We start from the raw sequence: 13,558 nt of genomic DNA, 5'->3' as shown, positions 1-13,558 counted from the left end.
GATATAACCATCACATGTGTAAAAAGAAACATAGCTAGATCTTCATGGCTTAGATAAGCGATAATGATCTGACTATGTGGTTAATGAAACGTAATATGCTCTTCGAGTGCCGGAGAATCGGGCACAATGCTGAAGAAGCTTTTTCCCGGAACGAGCGGCAGCTCCTTCTCGTCCTTATAGAACCGAATGATGTCCCCTGAGGATTTCTTCCACTCTGCACGAATCAGCTGGCCCTGCTGGAACAGCATCGCCTCACCGCCGGATGACAGATCAAGGGCGAGTCTGCCTACATCGTCCAGCACCCTATGCGAGGTCGACAGCACAACAATATTCGAAGCAGCCAGGTGCGTTCCATCATTTGCATCCAGATCCTCAGCACCATTCACACTCCTTAAATATTGCTGCATAGTACTGTCGTATTCGTAGCTTACAGTATAGCTGTCATTCAGATAATAAATATCAAATGAACGGACTGCTTCTCCGCTTACCTCCGCTCCTTGCTCCAAATACGAATATACGGGTGCGTTGTTCTCTAGTGAGTATCCTCGGTTCTCTGCGCCTTCTCGCAGCTGATCGACAGAAGAATACAGATTGTGCGGTGCTTTGCGGTCACTGCTTCGGAAATAATAAGGTCCGCCATTCGAGATTTCATCGAGATATGGCTTCCCTTCATTTTGCAGTATCGAGTAGGCAGCCGGGCTTCCTCCCGCATGCGCCAGTATACCTCCATAGCTCTCGCCAAGCTCGATGAGGTACGGGCGAATGCTGCGGATTGGACCTAACGTTTCGGCAGCTCCCCCGCTTTGGAAGATCGCAATCAGCCGGGTAATTCCCCCCTCAGCCAGCACTTCATATATATGATCGGCTTGACTAAGTCCGGATTGGGGTCTTGCTGCCGGGGCATTATTGATCATTACCGCAAGAGGTCTTTCATCAACGGGCTCTGCAGAGCGAATACCTGTTAATGGAGCAGCATAAGCCAGCTCAGGCTCGGGCTCAGCTTCGGGCTCTTCTGTTAACTCCTCAGCGGGCCCCGGCGTCTCCACTACCGGCTCTGACGGCTCAGCTTCAGGCGTGCTATTGGATGAGCAAGCGGTTGTGAGCAGGATGAGTAAGAATAGGATGTATAATGAGGGCTTCCATTTTTCTACGATCTGCACGTAAGTGTGTTCCTCCTTCATCATCAGGGAAAGTAGCAGCATGCTTTTCTACCATTTAATCACAAATTCAAGCGAAATGTCTTTGATTTCCTGCGATAAATTGCACAGATCAGATGAGATTCATGGAAATAGGCGTTTTTTTTGATACATTGTGATTTTTATCACAAACATACGATGGGATATGTTTTAAGATAAAGACATCAAAAGAGTGATCACTTTTATAGATAGAACGAGCAAAAGAGTGTACAAAGATAAAGGCATTAACTTCTATCGCTCAATCTATCTTGATATTAACTAATTATCTTCAGACAAGGGGAATCCTACGATTCCTCACAAAAAAAAGGATGGAGTGGTTTATATGTTTACAACATGGCTGAGAGAAAACAAGGTTGCAATGTGGCTGCTGACCGTACTTCGGGTATATCTCGGATATGACTGGATGACTCACGGCTGGCAGAAGCTGACGGGCGGAGGCTTTGATGCTACAGGATTCCTGACAGGAGCAATCGAGAAATCGACAGGTGAGGGTGCTACAGTTCAAGGCTGGTGGGGTGCTTTCCTTGAAGGCTTTGCCCTTCCGAACGTAGAATTGTTTAACTTCCTCGTACCGCTTGGCGAATTCTTGGTCGGTGTAGGTCTCTTACTTGGATGCTTCACTACCTTGGCTGCAGTGATGGCGATGGTCATGAACTTCGCGTTCCTCTTCTCGGGAACGGTGAGCACGAATGCACAGCTGGTACTTCTGCAGATCTTCATCGTTGTCGCTGGATACAATGCAGCTAAGATTGGTCTCGATAACTGGGTAATCCCTTATATCCGCGGAATGTACAACAAGTTTAGACATCGCAAGGACCCGGTGGCAAAAGTGAACACGAAGACACAGCACACCTAAGCCTCGAAATAGATGATATAGAAACAGGGCAGGCCGCCTGATAAATCTTCCTCCATCGAAAAAACATGGGGAGCAGGTTTATCGGGGACCTGCTTTTTGCTGTAACCATTCATACCGGCACGCTTCCGTGGTATACTCTCTTCACGACCCGCTTCTATGGGCATTTAATCATGATGGAGGTGTGACAACCCCTTGGCTACGAATCGCCGTTTAATCACGAGCCTTGACTTTGAAGAAGCCATGACTCGCAAAAGACGCATTCGCGTTTTTAAAGATAACCAGCAGATCGACTCTGGTGGTGTTATTATTCGCTATGATGAGATGACCATTGTCATTCAATCCAGTGTTAGCGATATTGCCTATCATCAGCGGCAGGACTGTGAGTTCTTCGAGCTTAAATCTTAGGACCTGCCGGCTTGCTCGTATATAAACAATACAAGGCATCCCCTGGGGGAAGATCGTCTCTTCCATTAGGGAATGCCTTTAACTTCGTTATAAGTTAACCGAATTGCCAGCAATTCAGACTCAAACTGCCGTACTGATAGGCTTGAAACAGCTTCTGTGCTCTGCGTTCCTTGTCTGCTGCTCCCATCGCATAGAATAAGGGTGCAAAATGCTCGGAAGCATAAGAAGGGACCGCATCTTGGGCATTCGGGGCTTTTTTCTCGTAATCATAGAGGTCTCGAAGATTCCACTCATCCAGCTTCACTGTGAGCCATTCATCAAACTCGGCAGCCCACGCTGCGGGTTCTGAATCTGGACTAAGCTTCCTCAAATTATGTACCAGCCCGCCGCTGCCAATCACTAATATATCCTCGTGTCTTAAAGGCTCCAGCATACAGCCGATACGGTATTGCTCCTGCTCTGACCGCATGGAATCGACAGACAAGCTGACGACCGGAATATTCGCTTCTGGATACATATGCCGAAGAATGACCCAGGCACCGTGATCAAGTCCTCTTCCTGTAACGAGCTTGTAAGGCAGATTGTGCGCTGCCATCAATTGGCCAATCCGCATCGACAGCTCCGGATCGCCCAGGGCAGGATATTCAATCTTGTACATTTCTTTAGGAAATCCGTAAAAATCATGCATCGTTGTATGAAACTCATCTGCAGACAGTGACTGCACCGGCTCATCATAATGAGCGGAGAATAAGGCAATACCTTTTGGGACCGGTAAGCTGGCACCAAGCTCTCTCAAGAACGCTGTGTAGTTGTTGTCCTCTATTACGAGGGTGGGTGAACCGTGCGCAATAAACAATGCAGGTAAAGTCATCGCTGCCAAGCCTCCAGACACAGGTAGAATGGGTGTATGTGTTTATTTTACATCTAGAGGTGAACGAAATAAAGTTGATTGATTCAGTACTGAAACATTTATTTCTTCCATTAGATCATCCAATGCTGCCAGTCTTGATTGGCGGTACGCTGCTCTGTTAACCACGCACGGGTACGCTTGATGAGCTGCTCACGTTCCGGTCCCGAGGAAAAGGTATGGTCTCCTTGAAAAATAATATCCTTATCACAGCGACCCTCGCTGCGCATCCAGAATACCTTCTGATATAAAAAGGCGTAATCGACCGGGATCGTATCATCGCTCGTTCCGTGAATGACCAGCACATCGCCTGAGAATTTGAGCGCCTCCTGAAACGGCTGGAAATCGGCGAGCGATTCAAAGTATGCCGGAGTAAAGCGATAGCCTAAATAATCTGCCGCCCCCTCTTTGACAGAGGTGTCGTATTTGTCACGGCCTGTTATTTTTATAATGTCATTAAAAGGATACCCTACAGCAGACCACAGAATAAGCTTAGTTACTCGCTTGTCCCTTACTGCGGTATGAAGTGCTGTAGCTCCTCCGAGACTGTGACCTAGCAGCGTCACCTGCTGAGGATCGACATCACAGCAATCCAGGGCATAGTCAAGCACGCTCTTCGTCTGATTTATCATCGACTGCAGCCCTTCAGCGCCATATTCACCTGTACTCTCACCACAGCCGATATAATCAAACCGAAGCACCAGGTTCCCGTCCTCCGCCAGTTCTCTCGCCGTTTTGACAAATAAACGGTCAACACCAATACGATTACCAACAAACCCATGGCAAATAACGATCAGCGGTACTCGTGCCGGCTTCTTGCCTTCTGAGATTTCGGATACCACCGGATAATGGATCGTTGCTGCTATTTCCTCTTCCCCATGCTTAATGCCAATTTGTCGTTCCATATGACTTCCTCCCAGTAAAAAGTAACACCTAAACGAATACCAAACTATATTTCAATTAATTCCGATAAGTTTAATGTGAATTAGTTGAAGATAGTGTAGCACCATTCTTTACCGAAAGTCAATCCACTCCATGGAATTCTCTATGGCCTATTCATAGCTCCGGCGAAACATCGCATGGGTTTCTGATTTGCCCTTCCATTCCACAGGCTCCGCTTCAGTCTCCCCGCGCGGTATTACTCCCTCATCATCTGATCCAAACTCCGTATCCGCTATTGTCCGATAGACGGGTGCTACATTCGCAATCTCAGCACTGATCTGGGCTGTTCCCTTCACCCGCTGGGTCTCTGCAGAACGGCTCACTTGATGAGCCCATGCAAATTCCTCATTACGACTCGTTGTTTCTTCAATATGTTCTGCCTTCACAACCTCATCCTTGACTCCTCTCGACTGGCTGTTTAACAGATACTGTCTCGTTGCATCGTTCTGTGTCATGATCGAAACCCTCCTTATATATGCGTACTGCTCTTAGATAAGCACACGACATAGTGTGTGACAGGAGATAACTGGCTATACACTCCCGCTCTGACCCTGAATTGGCCTCATAAAACTTAATGAGACGGATTAATCCAAGCTCTGATTCGGAATAATAACAAGCAGCAATCGAAGATTACAGGAAAGGAAGATATCACATGAAGCTCATGTTCCACTGGATTGAACATCACCTGGGAAGTGTATTTCTCTGTCTTGCCGTCATCGCTGCCATAATATATGTAGCTGTTCATCATACTCAGCTGTTCTATAAAGAATAAGCCTACACCTAACTTTGCTAATTCCACCTTACTCCCGTATACTTTATTCATATGATGTACGGATATAGGACAGAGGAGTGGACAATAAAGTAATGAATCGCAGCAAACAAATCATGCTGATCAGGAATCGGCAAACTACGGTCATTGGTCAGATGACATCTCCTTCCAGGGAGTTCTATGCCCTGATCGAGGAACAGGTCAGGAACTCGCGCATTCCTGAGCTCGAGCTCGAGGAGCTGCTGCTCCGCATGGGACAGGAAATCTTAGAAGCACAACGTAAGGGCACCGATCTGAAGCAATTATTCGGCGGTAAACCGGACAAGTATATTAAAGAAGAAGAGAATAAATATGCGCTGGGAGCAGCACCCGCTGCAAATTCGAAAGCCTCCTCCACCGTCTCAGCTAAAGATGCGGATAAGATTAATAATGAAAATACAGATAATACCAAAGGAATTAAATTCAATCTCATGATTGCCTGGGCTGCGGTATCGATGGTATTTCTGCTAATGGGACTCATCGGGCAGGTGACTTCGTTAGCGGGCCAAGATCCATCATCCTATACGAGTATCAGCCTGTTTACATTAGCCCTCATCGCCGGTGGCGCGATTGTATTAATTCAGATTCTCCTCTCTTTTAATCATGCACCGGAGGATGAAGAGACCCATCGGTCACCGAGACGCGCTGGATTTAATCTGAAATCCATCATCAATTATCTCATCGTCGTGGTCATCATTTTGCTTCTGGGCTACATATTCGGCAATATGCTTCCCGCTATTCAGCTGTCTGCCATTGCCCTCATCGCTATTGGAGCCATCGGACTTGTGCTCGTTAAACCGATCTTCGGAAGAAAAAAAAGGGCTTAATTCATACATAAACCCCAGAGAAGCCTCAGCCATTGCGGGATGCTCTAGGGTTTATTAACATGTGGATAACATACCAAAGAAGCTCGAATTGCCGCTAATCGCAATTCGAGCTTCTTCCTAATTCCGTCATGCTCCTAAACTGCAGCCATTATATATCCTTAGCAGCCGAGTCTTCTCCGTGTTCACCTGATGTGCGCTGTGATTGAGGTGCAGCTGCAGCAGGCAATTCCTCCATTACAATCGTGTCACTTGCTCTCGACAGGCTGTTCACAGTTGCCTTGTCTCCATCAGCTACGGATAATACAAAGATACGATAGGTAACGCCCGCCTTCAATGTGCTGCCATCTGCATCCAGCGCGTACGTATCAAGCACCGCGCTCAGGTTGTCTCCCATTCTGGAAACCGCGGTATACTGGCTTCTTGGCAATGCATTCGCTTGCTCCAGCGTAAATTGATCTGCATTCGCCGCCTTCACCGCAATGACGGCGTAGAAGGACAATCCGGCTTCATTGCCTGCCTTATTGAAATCCACCTTTATGGCGGGATTCTGAGCAGGCTTATTCTCCACCTTCGTTATGACGGCAGTATCCACTGCGACAGGTGCCTTATTGATCGCGAACGTGTTAGATGGCTGTGACAAAGCATTTTCCGAGCGTACTTTGCCATCTGCTAGCGACAACACGAACACCTTATAATTTGTTCCCGGAGTGAGACGATCACCCCTGACGTCCTTGGTATTCTCGTTCAGCACTTGTGACAGATCTGACCCTTTCTTCGCCACTGCTGTATAATTCCCCGAGTCCACCCGATTTGCCCATGCCAGATCAAACCTGCTCGCTTCATCGGCCCGCACTACCATAACAAGATAACGGGACAGCCCTGTCTCATCCGAAGCCTTCTTGAACTTCACGGTGACATCACGTCCATCCCCATTGGTTCCGTTCACTACCGCCTCTACCGAGGAAGCTGGCTGGGCACTACTCGCCGATAGCTGGATCACAGATGAAGCACCGGACAGAGAGTTCAGCTTGCTGTCACCTCTGTTACTGACCGCAAGAACGAATACGCGGTAGCTTACTCCGCTGCGAATAATGGAACCGTCTGTATCTCTCGCATCAGCAGACAAGGCTACAGATAGATTGCCGCCTGTTTTGTTTACACGCGTGTATCTTGAGCTGTTCATGCTGCTTGCAATAGATACATTAAAAGCCCCTGCATTCCCCGATTTCACGACGAATACGCGATAATGATCCACACTTGCTTCATTCGATGATTTGTTAAACGTCACTCTGAGGTCACGGCCATCCCCATAATCCTGAATATCACTCACCGCAAGTCCACTGATCGGCTTCGTTACCGAGTTGTTCACAAGGGTAATCTGGGCTGAGGCACCAGAGAGCAGATTGGAGTATCCTCCCTGCTGATTGCCCATGGATGCAACAAAGACTCGGTACGTCTCTCCTTCTCGGATTGTATTACCGCTGGTATCCTTAAGTTTTTCAGGCAAGGTGGTGGTGATATTGTTACCTGTCTTGGAGATATCGTAGTAACGGTCCGAGCCCAGCTTATTCGCTTCAGTCATATTAAATGACGATGCTTGATTATTCCTAACAACATATATTCTATAAAAACCGACCTTGGCCTCATTGCCTGCTCTATTGAAGGACAATTGTATATCCCGGCCATTGCCATAATCATTTACATCGTTGACTGCCGTAATGGATGGAGCCGTCAATGTAGCACTGTCGAGTGTAATCGCAGAGGAAGCAACCGACAGCTTGTGCTGCTTATTATTCGTGTTCGAGCTGGCCGAATAGATAAAGACGACATACGGGATGCCGTTCTTGATAATCTCTCCCGATGAATCACGTGTGCCTGACGACAACGTCGTCGTAATCGTTGATGAGCTCGACTTATTCACGGGTGTAGAATAGCTGTTCGCTGCTCTACTGGCTGCGTTCACATCAAAGGATGATGCATCCTTTTGCTTGACGACGAAGATGCGATAATTCGAGATATCGGATGTTGTTCCCGGCTGTTTAAAGCTGACTTCAACATCTCTTCCATCCCCATGGTTCGCAATATCTCGAATTTTAACTTCCGAGGCTGCAGCTACTGCAGGCTTGGCACTCATCGTAATCGGATCTTTAGCCGAGGACAGCACATAGGAGAAATCAGAAGCATCATTCCCCACGGTCAGCACATAGACCTTGTAAGCCGTGCCAGACTGTATCTTTTGACCCGCTGCATCCAGTGTGTTCTCTTTCAACGTCACACTAAGCTTGCCATTCGTTCTCGATACTGGGGTGTAGCTCGTATAAGATACATTTCTGGCTTCATTCAGATTAAAGCTTCCACTGTTTGAGGCTTTGACCAGTATGACCCGGTATTCATGCACCCCGTCTTCGTTCTGCGAAGGGGTAAACTCCACGCTGATATCTCTTGCATCCCCGTACTGTGTACCGACCCTGGTCGTTACAGTGGAAGAAGACAGATCATTGCTGCTCGTAATAATATCTACACGTTTGGCACTGGAGTTCCACAGCACTTCCTCACCAAGTGCCTCCGTCACGAAGCGGATGGGCACCATAGTGCTGCCTTTGATGATCGACGCCGGGACATCGAGTGTGACTCTGCTTCCACTGATCGTGGCATAGCTCGATCCGATCGTCATGGAGACCGTCTGGTCTCCTTTTGTCGCTGTAACTGTCTTCGTCTTATTGTTCCATATTACATTCGCATCCAGCCCTTCAAAGATCGAGCGCAGTGGAACGAGAACCCGATTGCCCTTCATTACAGGCGCTTGGGTAGACGGAAGTCTTTCATTATCGATATAAATTTGGATGGCAGTCGCCGCGTTTAACATACCTGGCGTATGACCAACGCCCGCGGATACCAGTGCAGCAATCACAACCGAGGATACCCATTTCTTCATCAACATTTCCTCCAGCTTCACATTGGATTAAAAAACATCAGATCCATTTGCAACTTATGCGGCTCATTTCACGTCAGCAATCTTATAACGCAGAATAGTGGGATAATGTTCCATATTTACAAGTCAGAAGAAAATTATTTTTTTGCGTGGGCCAAATGTTGGCTCGCTTGCTGAATCAGTAGAGACCATTGTGTGCAATTCGATCATTATTGTGCCACATCATTTCAACTAGAGCAGGTGGGCCTCGGGTAATTAGGGTAAATACTTTAGGTAACCCATGTATGTAAATCTATCCATCATTTTTAGGAGGTTATAATTATGAAGAACACGATACTTCGGCATAAGAACAACCGGAAATCCACCGTAAAATGGATGGCTGTGTTAAGCAGTGCAGCATTGCTGCTGCCTGCCGGATGGAGCCCCGCCTTCGCCCAAAATACCGCGCAAGCAAATACATCAGCACCTGCAGCTGCTGAGGCAGTTTCATCGGAGTCGTCCGTTATCCTGAACAAGTTTCGAGCTTTGCTTAAACAACCGAACGGTCTGCCGGAAGCTGCAACTTATCTGAATAAAAATATATCAAAAGCATCTCCCCATCATGCGACGCTTATGGTGCTCTATTTAGAAAATGCACGGATCAAAGCCATGCCGTCCATTGATAAGAAGTTGTACCCGCAGGACGTTCAAGAGGAGCTGCAGACCTTTTTCAAAGAAAACGACACCATGAACCAGCTGATCCAAAAGGCAAAAACTCAAAAAGTGAAAAACCTGCTGACACAGGCTAAAAATTACGGATACAAGGTCATTACCGCTGAAGGCATGTATTTCCTGACGATGGATTATTCTGCTTTTGAACGCTACAAGGAGGATGTCAAAGAGGATATTTCTGCTTACATCAGCATCCAGGCAGAGCTCTCTCGCAAACAGCTGGGTAAGGATGCCGCTCTTGCGATCGGATATCAGGAGCTTGTCAATCGCGCGTTACTGCTCGAAGGATTTGTTACCAGCTATCCGAACTCTAATCGCACACGGCAAATGGAAGATCAGTATGATTTGTACAGACACGTTATTTTTTACGGGATGAATAATACCCCTCTCTTCCAAGACAATGGAGCGATCAGACCCAATGCCAAAACAGCCTACACGTTCATTGCCGGTCTCCCGAATGAGAACAACAGTCAGCTGCACGAGCTGCTGAAGCAGTTCGTTAACGTACTGAAGGATCATCAGTTCAAGCAAACCTCTGAGGTAAAAGATTGGCTCGAGGAGCATGTCGGAACGAACGGATAGAATGCTAATGTGCAGCACAGGAAGCCCCGCTTACGATTGTAAGCGGGGCTCTATTTTTATCACCTAAAATATATCAGATCAAGAGATTAAAGAGATTAAGATCCTTGTTCAGCTCGGTATATTGAATATTTTTTCGATTCATACGCTCGATGAGCGGCTCGTAATCCTCGGTGTACATCAGCTCAATGCCGACCAGGGCCGGACCGTTCTCTTTGTCATTCTTCTTCGTATATTCAAACCGGGCGATATCATCATTTGGACCGAGCACATCCTCCAAAAATTCACGGAGTGCCCCCGCACGCTGCGGGAAGTTAATCATGAAATAATGCTTCAGCCCTTCATACATGAGCGAACGTTCCTTAATCTCTTGCATCCGGTCAATGTCATTATTGCCCCCACTGATGATGCAGACGACTTTTTTCCCTTGAATCTGATCCTTATACTGCGCAAGTGCAGCAACAGACAAGGAACCCGCCGGTTCAACCACAATGGCATTTTCGTTATACAATTCAAGAATGGTCGTACATGCCTTGCCTTCCGGCACCTTTAAGATATCATCCAGGGCGTTCTTGCAAATATCATAGGTGAGATCACCCACACGTTTAACCGCGGCACCATCCACAAATTTATCAATCTGCTGCAGGGTAACGACCTGCTTCTGATCAATGGCCTCCGTCATGGAAGCTGCGCCTAGCGGCTCTACGCCAATGACCTTCGTTTCCGGATGAACTGTTTTGATATACGCACCTACCCCTGCCGCGAGTCCACCGCCGCCAATGGTCACAAACACATAATCCGCGGGAGCGTCCAGATCCTCCATGATCTCCATACCAATTGTTCCGTTGCCTGCAATGATCTTCGGTTGATCAAACGGGTGAATAAACGTAAGCTCCTGCTCCTTGCATACACGCATCGCCGCTTCATAGGAATCGTCATAAGTGTCGCCTGTAAGGACGACCTCCACATTGCTTCCTCCAAAACGTCTTACCTGCTTAACCTTCTGACTCGGTGTCGTGCTTGGCATAAAGATCTTGCCCTGAATTCCCAAGGCATTACATGAAAAAGCAACCCCTTGCGCATGGTTCCCAGCACTCGCGCATACAATCCCCCGTTCTCTCTCCTCCTGGGACAGACTCCGGATCATGTTGTAAGCACCACGGATTTTAAATGAACGAACGACTTGCAAATCTTCTCTCTTTAGATAAACTTCGCAATTGTATTTCGCAGATAACACAGCATCACGCTGGAGTGGTGTACGTACGATAACCTCTCTCAGCACATGGTGTGCTCTGACGATATCTTCCATTCCCACAACAGGGACATTTCCACTTCTTGATGTCTCTACTGGTTCCATTCTCTCCACACTCCGCTTGAATTTGGTACGCGCAAGGCATGTACTTGAATCCATTCCACAACTCATCAAACGATGGGTGATATGAAAAGAATCCTCTTACGCAGCATTTCTCTGTCTATGACTTAGCTATCAGCTATCATTTCTATGTATTGTACCACTTTCCTGCGCTGGATGCCCTCCTCATCTGTACTTATTTTTACCAGCGAATCGAACTCCAATCAGACCATATTTTTGGGGGATCTTATTTTCAAGATACCGATAATCATGATAGCCTAACAGTATAGCAATAGAGAATAGGAGATGAACAGCCATGGTCAATGATACAGATCTTGCACATTTGAAACGCTGCATAGAGCTAGCAGGAACAGCTCTTGAAGCAGGTGACGAGCCCTTCGGTTCCGTCCTTGTATCCGCTGATGGCACCGTACTTGCCGAGGAACGTAACCATGTAGGAGGCGGTGACCCTACCCAGCATCCCGAATTTGCATTAGCACGTTGGGCTGCAGAGCACATGGACCCACTAGAACGAAGCCAAGCAACCGTATATACATCTGGCGAGCATTGTCCAATGTGTGCTGCTGCCCATGGATGGGTTGGCTTGGGACGGATCGTTTATGCAAGTTCCTCAGCTCAGCTGTGCATGTGGCTAAATGATATGGGCGCCCGCTCATCTCGGGTGCTGAACCTCCCTATTCACGAAGTTATTCGTGATACCGTAGTAGATGGCCCTGTGCCGGAGCTAGCCGAGCAAGTCCGGCAGCTGCATCAGCAGTTACATGCCCGCTAAAAAAAAGAAAAAAGCCCGTATGCCCGGGACTGTACCCTGTCTCATAAACAAGGTAAGGTCCCCATTCGAATGGAGCATACTGGCTTTTTTTATTGCGAGTTAACGCGCGAATTGCATTATCCCATGCTTACAGTTACATTAACATTTCCTTTAATGGCTTTGGAGTACGGGCAATAATCATGAGCAAGCGCCACATACTTGCGAGCTGTCTCCTCATCCAAACCGTCGATTCGCACATCCAGCTCCACCTCAAGCTTAACACCGTTATCTGCCGGATCGGTTTTTAAATATACCGTTGCGGACACGGTGCTCTTCTCGATTTGTACATTGTTCTTCTTCAATTGGAACTCAAGTGCTGAATTAAAGCAGGCACTGTATCCAGCCGCAAACAGCTGCTCAGGGTTGGTAGCCGTTGTATCCTTGCCGCCTAGCTCCGGAGGTGCAGCAACCTCCAGCAAAAATACATTATCCGGAGATTGCACAATGCCTTGACGCCCTCCTGTATTGATTACCGTTGTTTCATACAATGTTTTCATTTTCATGTTCTCCTTTTCATTTTTAATTTTAATTTTAGAATATAGCTTATTTTTATATTGTTATAAATTATATTGTTTACAATTTAATTTTACTAAATTTAATTTGATGTGTAAAGCATAAAATAATTAATTTAGTAAATCCATCCCGTGCTTGAATGAAAAGAAATAAAAATGACTGCCGAGAATTTCTCGACAGCCTAAAGATCCTTAAGGGATTAACTGGTCTTGCTTGATTGGTGATGAGAGTACGATCATGGTCGTTGAGTCACCATATTTTCCAAGCTCATTAATTGCACTCTCCAAGGTTAGTAAAGATTCGGTAACCAGTTTGACAAGAAAATTGTACTGATGTCCGCTGATTCGATGCAACTCAACGACATCGCGTGCTTCTTTACAATAACTGACGAAGTTATCACATCCTTTAGTATAAAACAGAATGAATGCAGATATTTGCTTGTTGATCTTCTCTGGGGTAATGACTGCACGATAATGATCAATAATTCCGTTCTCTTCCATGCGGCGTACTCGCTCCGTAACGGCGGGCTGTGATAAGGAGACGGCCTTTCCTAGATCCGTCATAGAGATGCGCCCTTCCTCCTGCAACCGCAGCAAGATTTGTTTGTCCAGATCGTCCATGAATCATACTCCTTTATATTCAAGGTAAAATTCATCAAATGAAATGAATTTAAAGATTCGAAATCAATATTAACTTTAA

The 13,558-nt window shown here is 46.8% G+C and carries 13 protein-coding genes; 5 read left to right on the top strand and 8 right to left on the bottom strand.

The genetic code is table 11. From position 1 onward, the window contains the following. Positions 1-80: 80 nt before the first annotated feature. Positions 81-1,160: a DUF3048 domain-containing protein gene (locus PUW25_RS03395; protein ID WP_274338048.1), complete on the bottom strand. Its 1,080-nt coding sequence runs from the start codon at positions 1,158-1,160 to the stop codon at positions 81-83. 358 nt (positions 1,161-1,518) lie between these two features. On the opposite strand from PUW25_RS03395, the gene PUW25_RS03390 reads away from it, so the two are divergent. Both PUW25_RS03390 and PUW25_RS03385 read left to right on the top strand, forming a co-directional pair. Then, positions 1,519-2,052: a DoxX family protein gene (locus tag PUW25_RS03390; protein WP_205054247.1), complete on the top strand. Its 534-nt coding sequence runs from the start codon at positions 1,519-1,521 to the stop codon at positions 2,050-2,052. A gap of 192 nt (positions 2,053-2,244) precedes the next feature. Further along, complete coding sequence (locus PUW25_RS03385; protein WP_274338047.1) at positions 2,245-2,457, top strand: hypothetical protein; 213 nt, start codon at positions 2,245-2,247, stop codon at positions 2,455-2,457. Between the two features lie 94 nt (positions 2,458-2,551). Here PUW25_RS03385 and PUW25_RS03380 read toward each other — a convergent pair whose 3' ends face one another. From PUW25_RS03380 to PUW25_RS03370, 3 genes are all read right to left on the bottom strand, one after another. Beyond that, complete coding sequence (locus PUW25_RS03380) at positions 2,552-3,328, bottom strand: DODA-type extradiol aromatic ring-opening family dioxygenase (RefSeq protein WP_274338045.1); 777 nt, start codon at positions 3,326-3,328, stop codon at positions 2,552-2,554. Between the two features lie 110 nt (positions 3,329-3,438). After that, on the bottom strand, positions 3,439-4,269 hold the full coding sequence (locus tag PUW25_RS03375; RefSeq protein WP_274338044.1) for an alpha/beta hydrolase: 831 nt from the start codon (positions 4,267-4,269) through the stop codon (positions 3,439-3,441). Positions 4,270-4,416: 147 nt separating this feature from the next. Beyond that, positions 4,417-4,761 carry a hypothetical protein gene (locus PUW25_RS03370; RefSeq protein WP_047912809.1) on the bottom strand — a complete coding sequence of 115 codons (345 nt, stop codon included), beginning with the start codon at positions 4,759-4,761 and terminating at the stop codon, positions 4,417-4,419. 409 nt (positions 4,762-5,170) lie between these two features. Here PUW25_RS03370 and PUW25_RS03365 point away from each other — a divergent pair, with 409 nt between their 5' ends. Continuing rightward, positions 5,171-5,941: a DUF1129 family protein gene (locus tag PUW25_RS03365; protein WP_047912807.1), complete on the top strand. Its 771-nt coding sequence runs from the start codon at positions 5,171-5,173 to the stop codon at positions 5,939-5,941. Between the two features lie 148 nt (positions 5,942-6,089). On the opposite strand, the gene PUW25_RS03360 is transcribed toward PUW25_RS03365, so the two are convergent. Next, entirely contained in the window at positions 6,090-8,876 is a 2,787-nt protein-coding gene (locus tag PUW25_RS03360) for a copper amine oxidase N-terminal domain-containing protein (RefSeq protein WP_052512111.1), read from the bottom strand. Positions 8,877-9,194: 318 nt separating this feature from the next. Here PUW25_RS03360 and PUW25_RS03355 point away from each other — a divergent pair, with 318 nt between their 5' ends. Further along, positions 9,195-10,166: a hypothetical protein gene (locus tag PUW25_RS03355; protein WP_052512109.1), complete on the top strand. Its 972-nt coding sequence runs from the start codon at positions 9,195-9,197 to the stop codon at positions 10,164-10,166. 73 nt (positions 10,167-10,239) lie between these two features. Here the strand turns inward: PUW25_RS03355 and ilvA are convergent, their stop codons facing one another. Beyond that, the gene (gene ilvA / locus PUW25_RS03350; protein ID WP_205054254.1) at positions 10,240-11,520 is read right to left on the bottom strand and encodes a threonine ammonia-lyase IlvA; all 1,281 of its coding nucleotides are present in this window, start codon (positions 11,518-11,520) and stop codon (positions 10,240-10,242) included. 310 nt (positions 11,521-11,830) lie between these two features. Between ilvA and PUW25_RS03345 the strand changes: the two genes are divergently transcribed. Beyond that, the gene (locus PUW25_RS03345; protein WP_274338042.1) at positions 11,831-12,307 is read left to right on the top strand and encodes a nucleoside deaminase; all 477 of its coding nucleotides are present in this window, start codon (positions 11,831-11,833) and stop codon (positions 12,305-12,307) included. Positions 12,308-12,423: 116 nt separating this feature from the next. Here the strand turns inward: PUW25_RS03345 and PUW25_RS03340 are convergent, their stop codons facing one another. Both PUW25_RS03340 and PUW25_RS03335 read right to left on the bottom strand, forming a co-directional pair. Continuing rightward, on the bottom strand, positions 12,424-12,843 hold the full coding sequence (locus PUW25_RS03340; RefSeq protein WP_274338041.1) for an organic hydroperoxide resistance protein: 420 nt from the start codon (positions 12,841-12,843) through the stop codon (positions 12,424-12,426). Positions 12,844-13,050: 207 nt separating this feature from the next. Next, positions 13,051-13,479: an Lrp/AsnC family transcriptional regulator gene (locus tag PUW25_RS03335; RefSeq protein WP_047912803.1), complete on the bottom strand. Its 429-nt coding sequence runs from the start codon at positions 13,477-13,479 to the stop codon at positions 13,051-13,053. Positions 13,480-13,558 lie beyond the last annotated feature (79 nt).

The organism is Paenibacillus urinalis, assembly GCF_028747985.1.
Taxonomy (GTDB): domain Bacteria; phylum Bacillota; class Bacilli; order Paenibacillales; family Paenibacillaceae; genus Paenibacillus; species Paenibacillus urinalis.
Note: the sequence above shows the minus strand (reverse complement) of the source record. Positions and strands in the feature narration are given on the sequence as shown.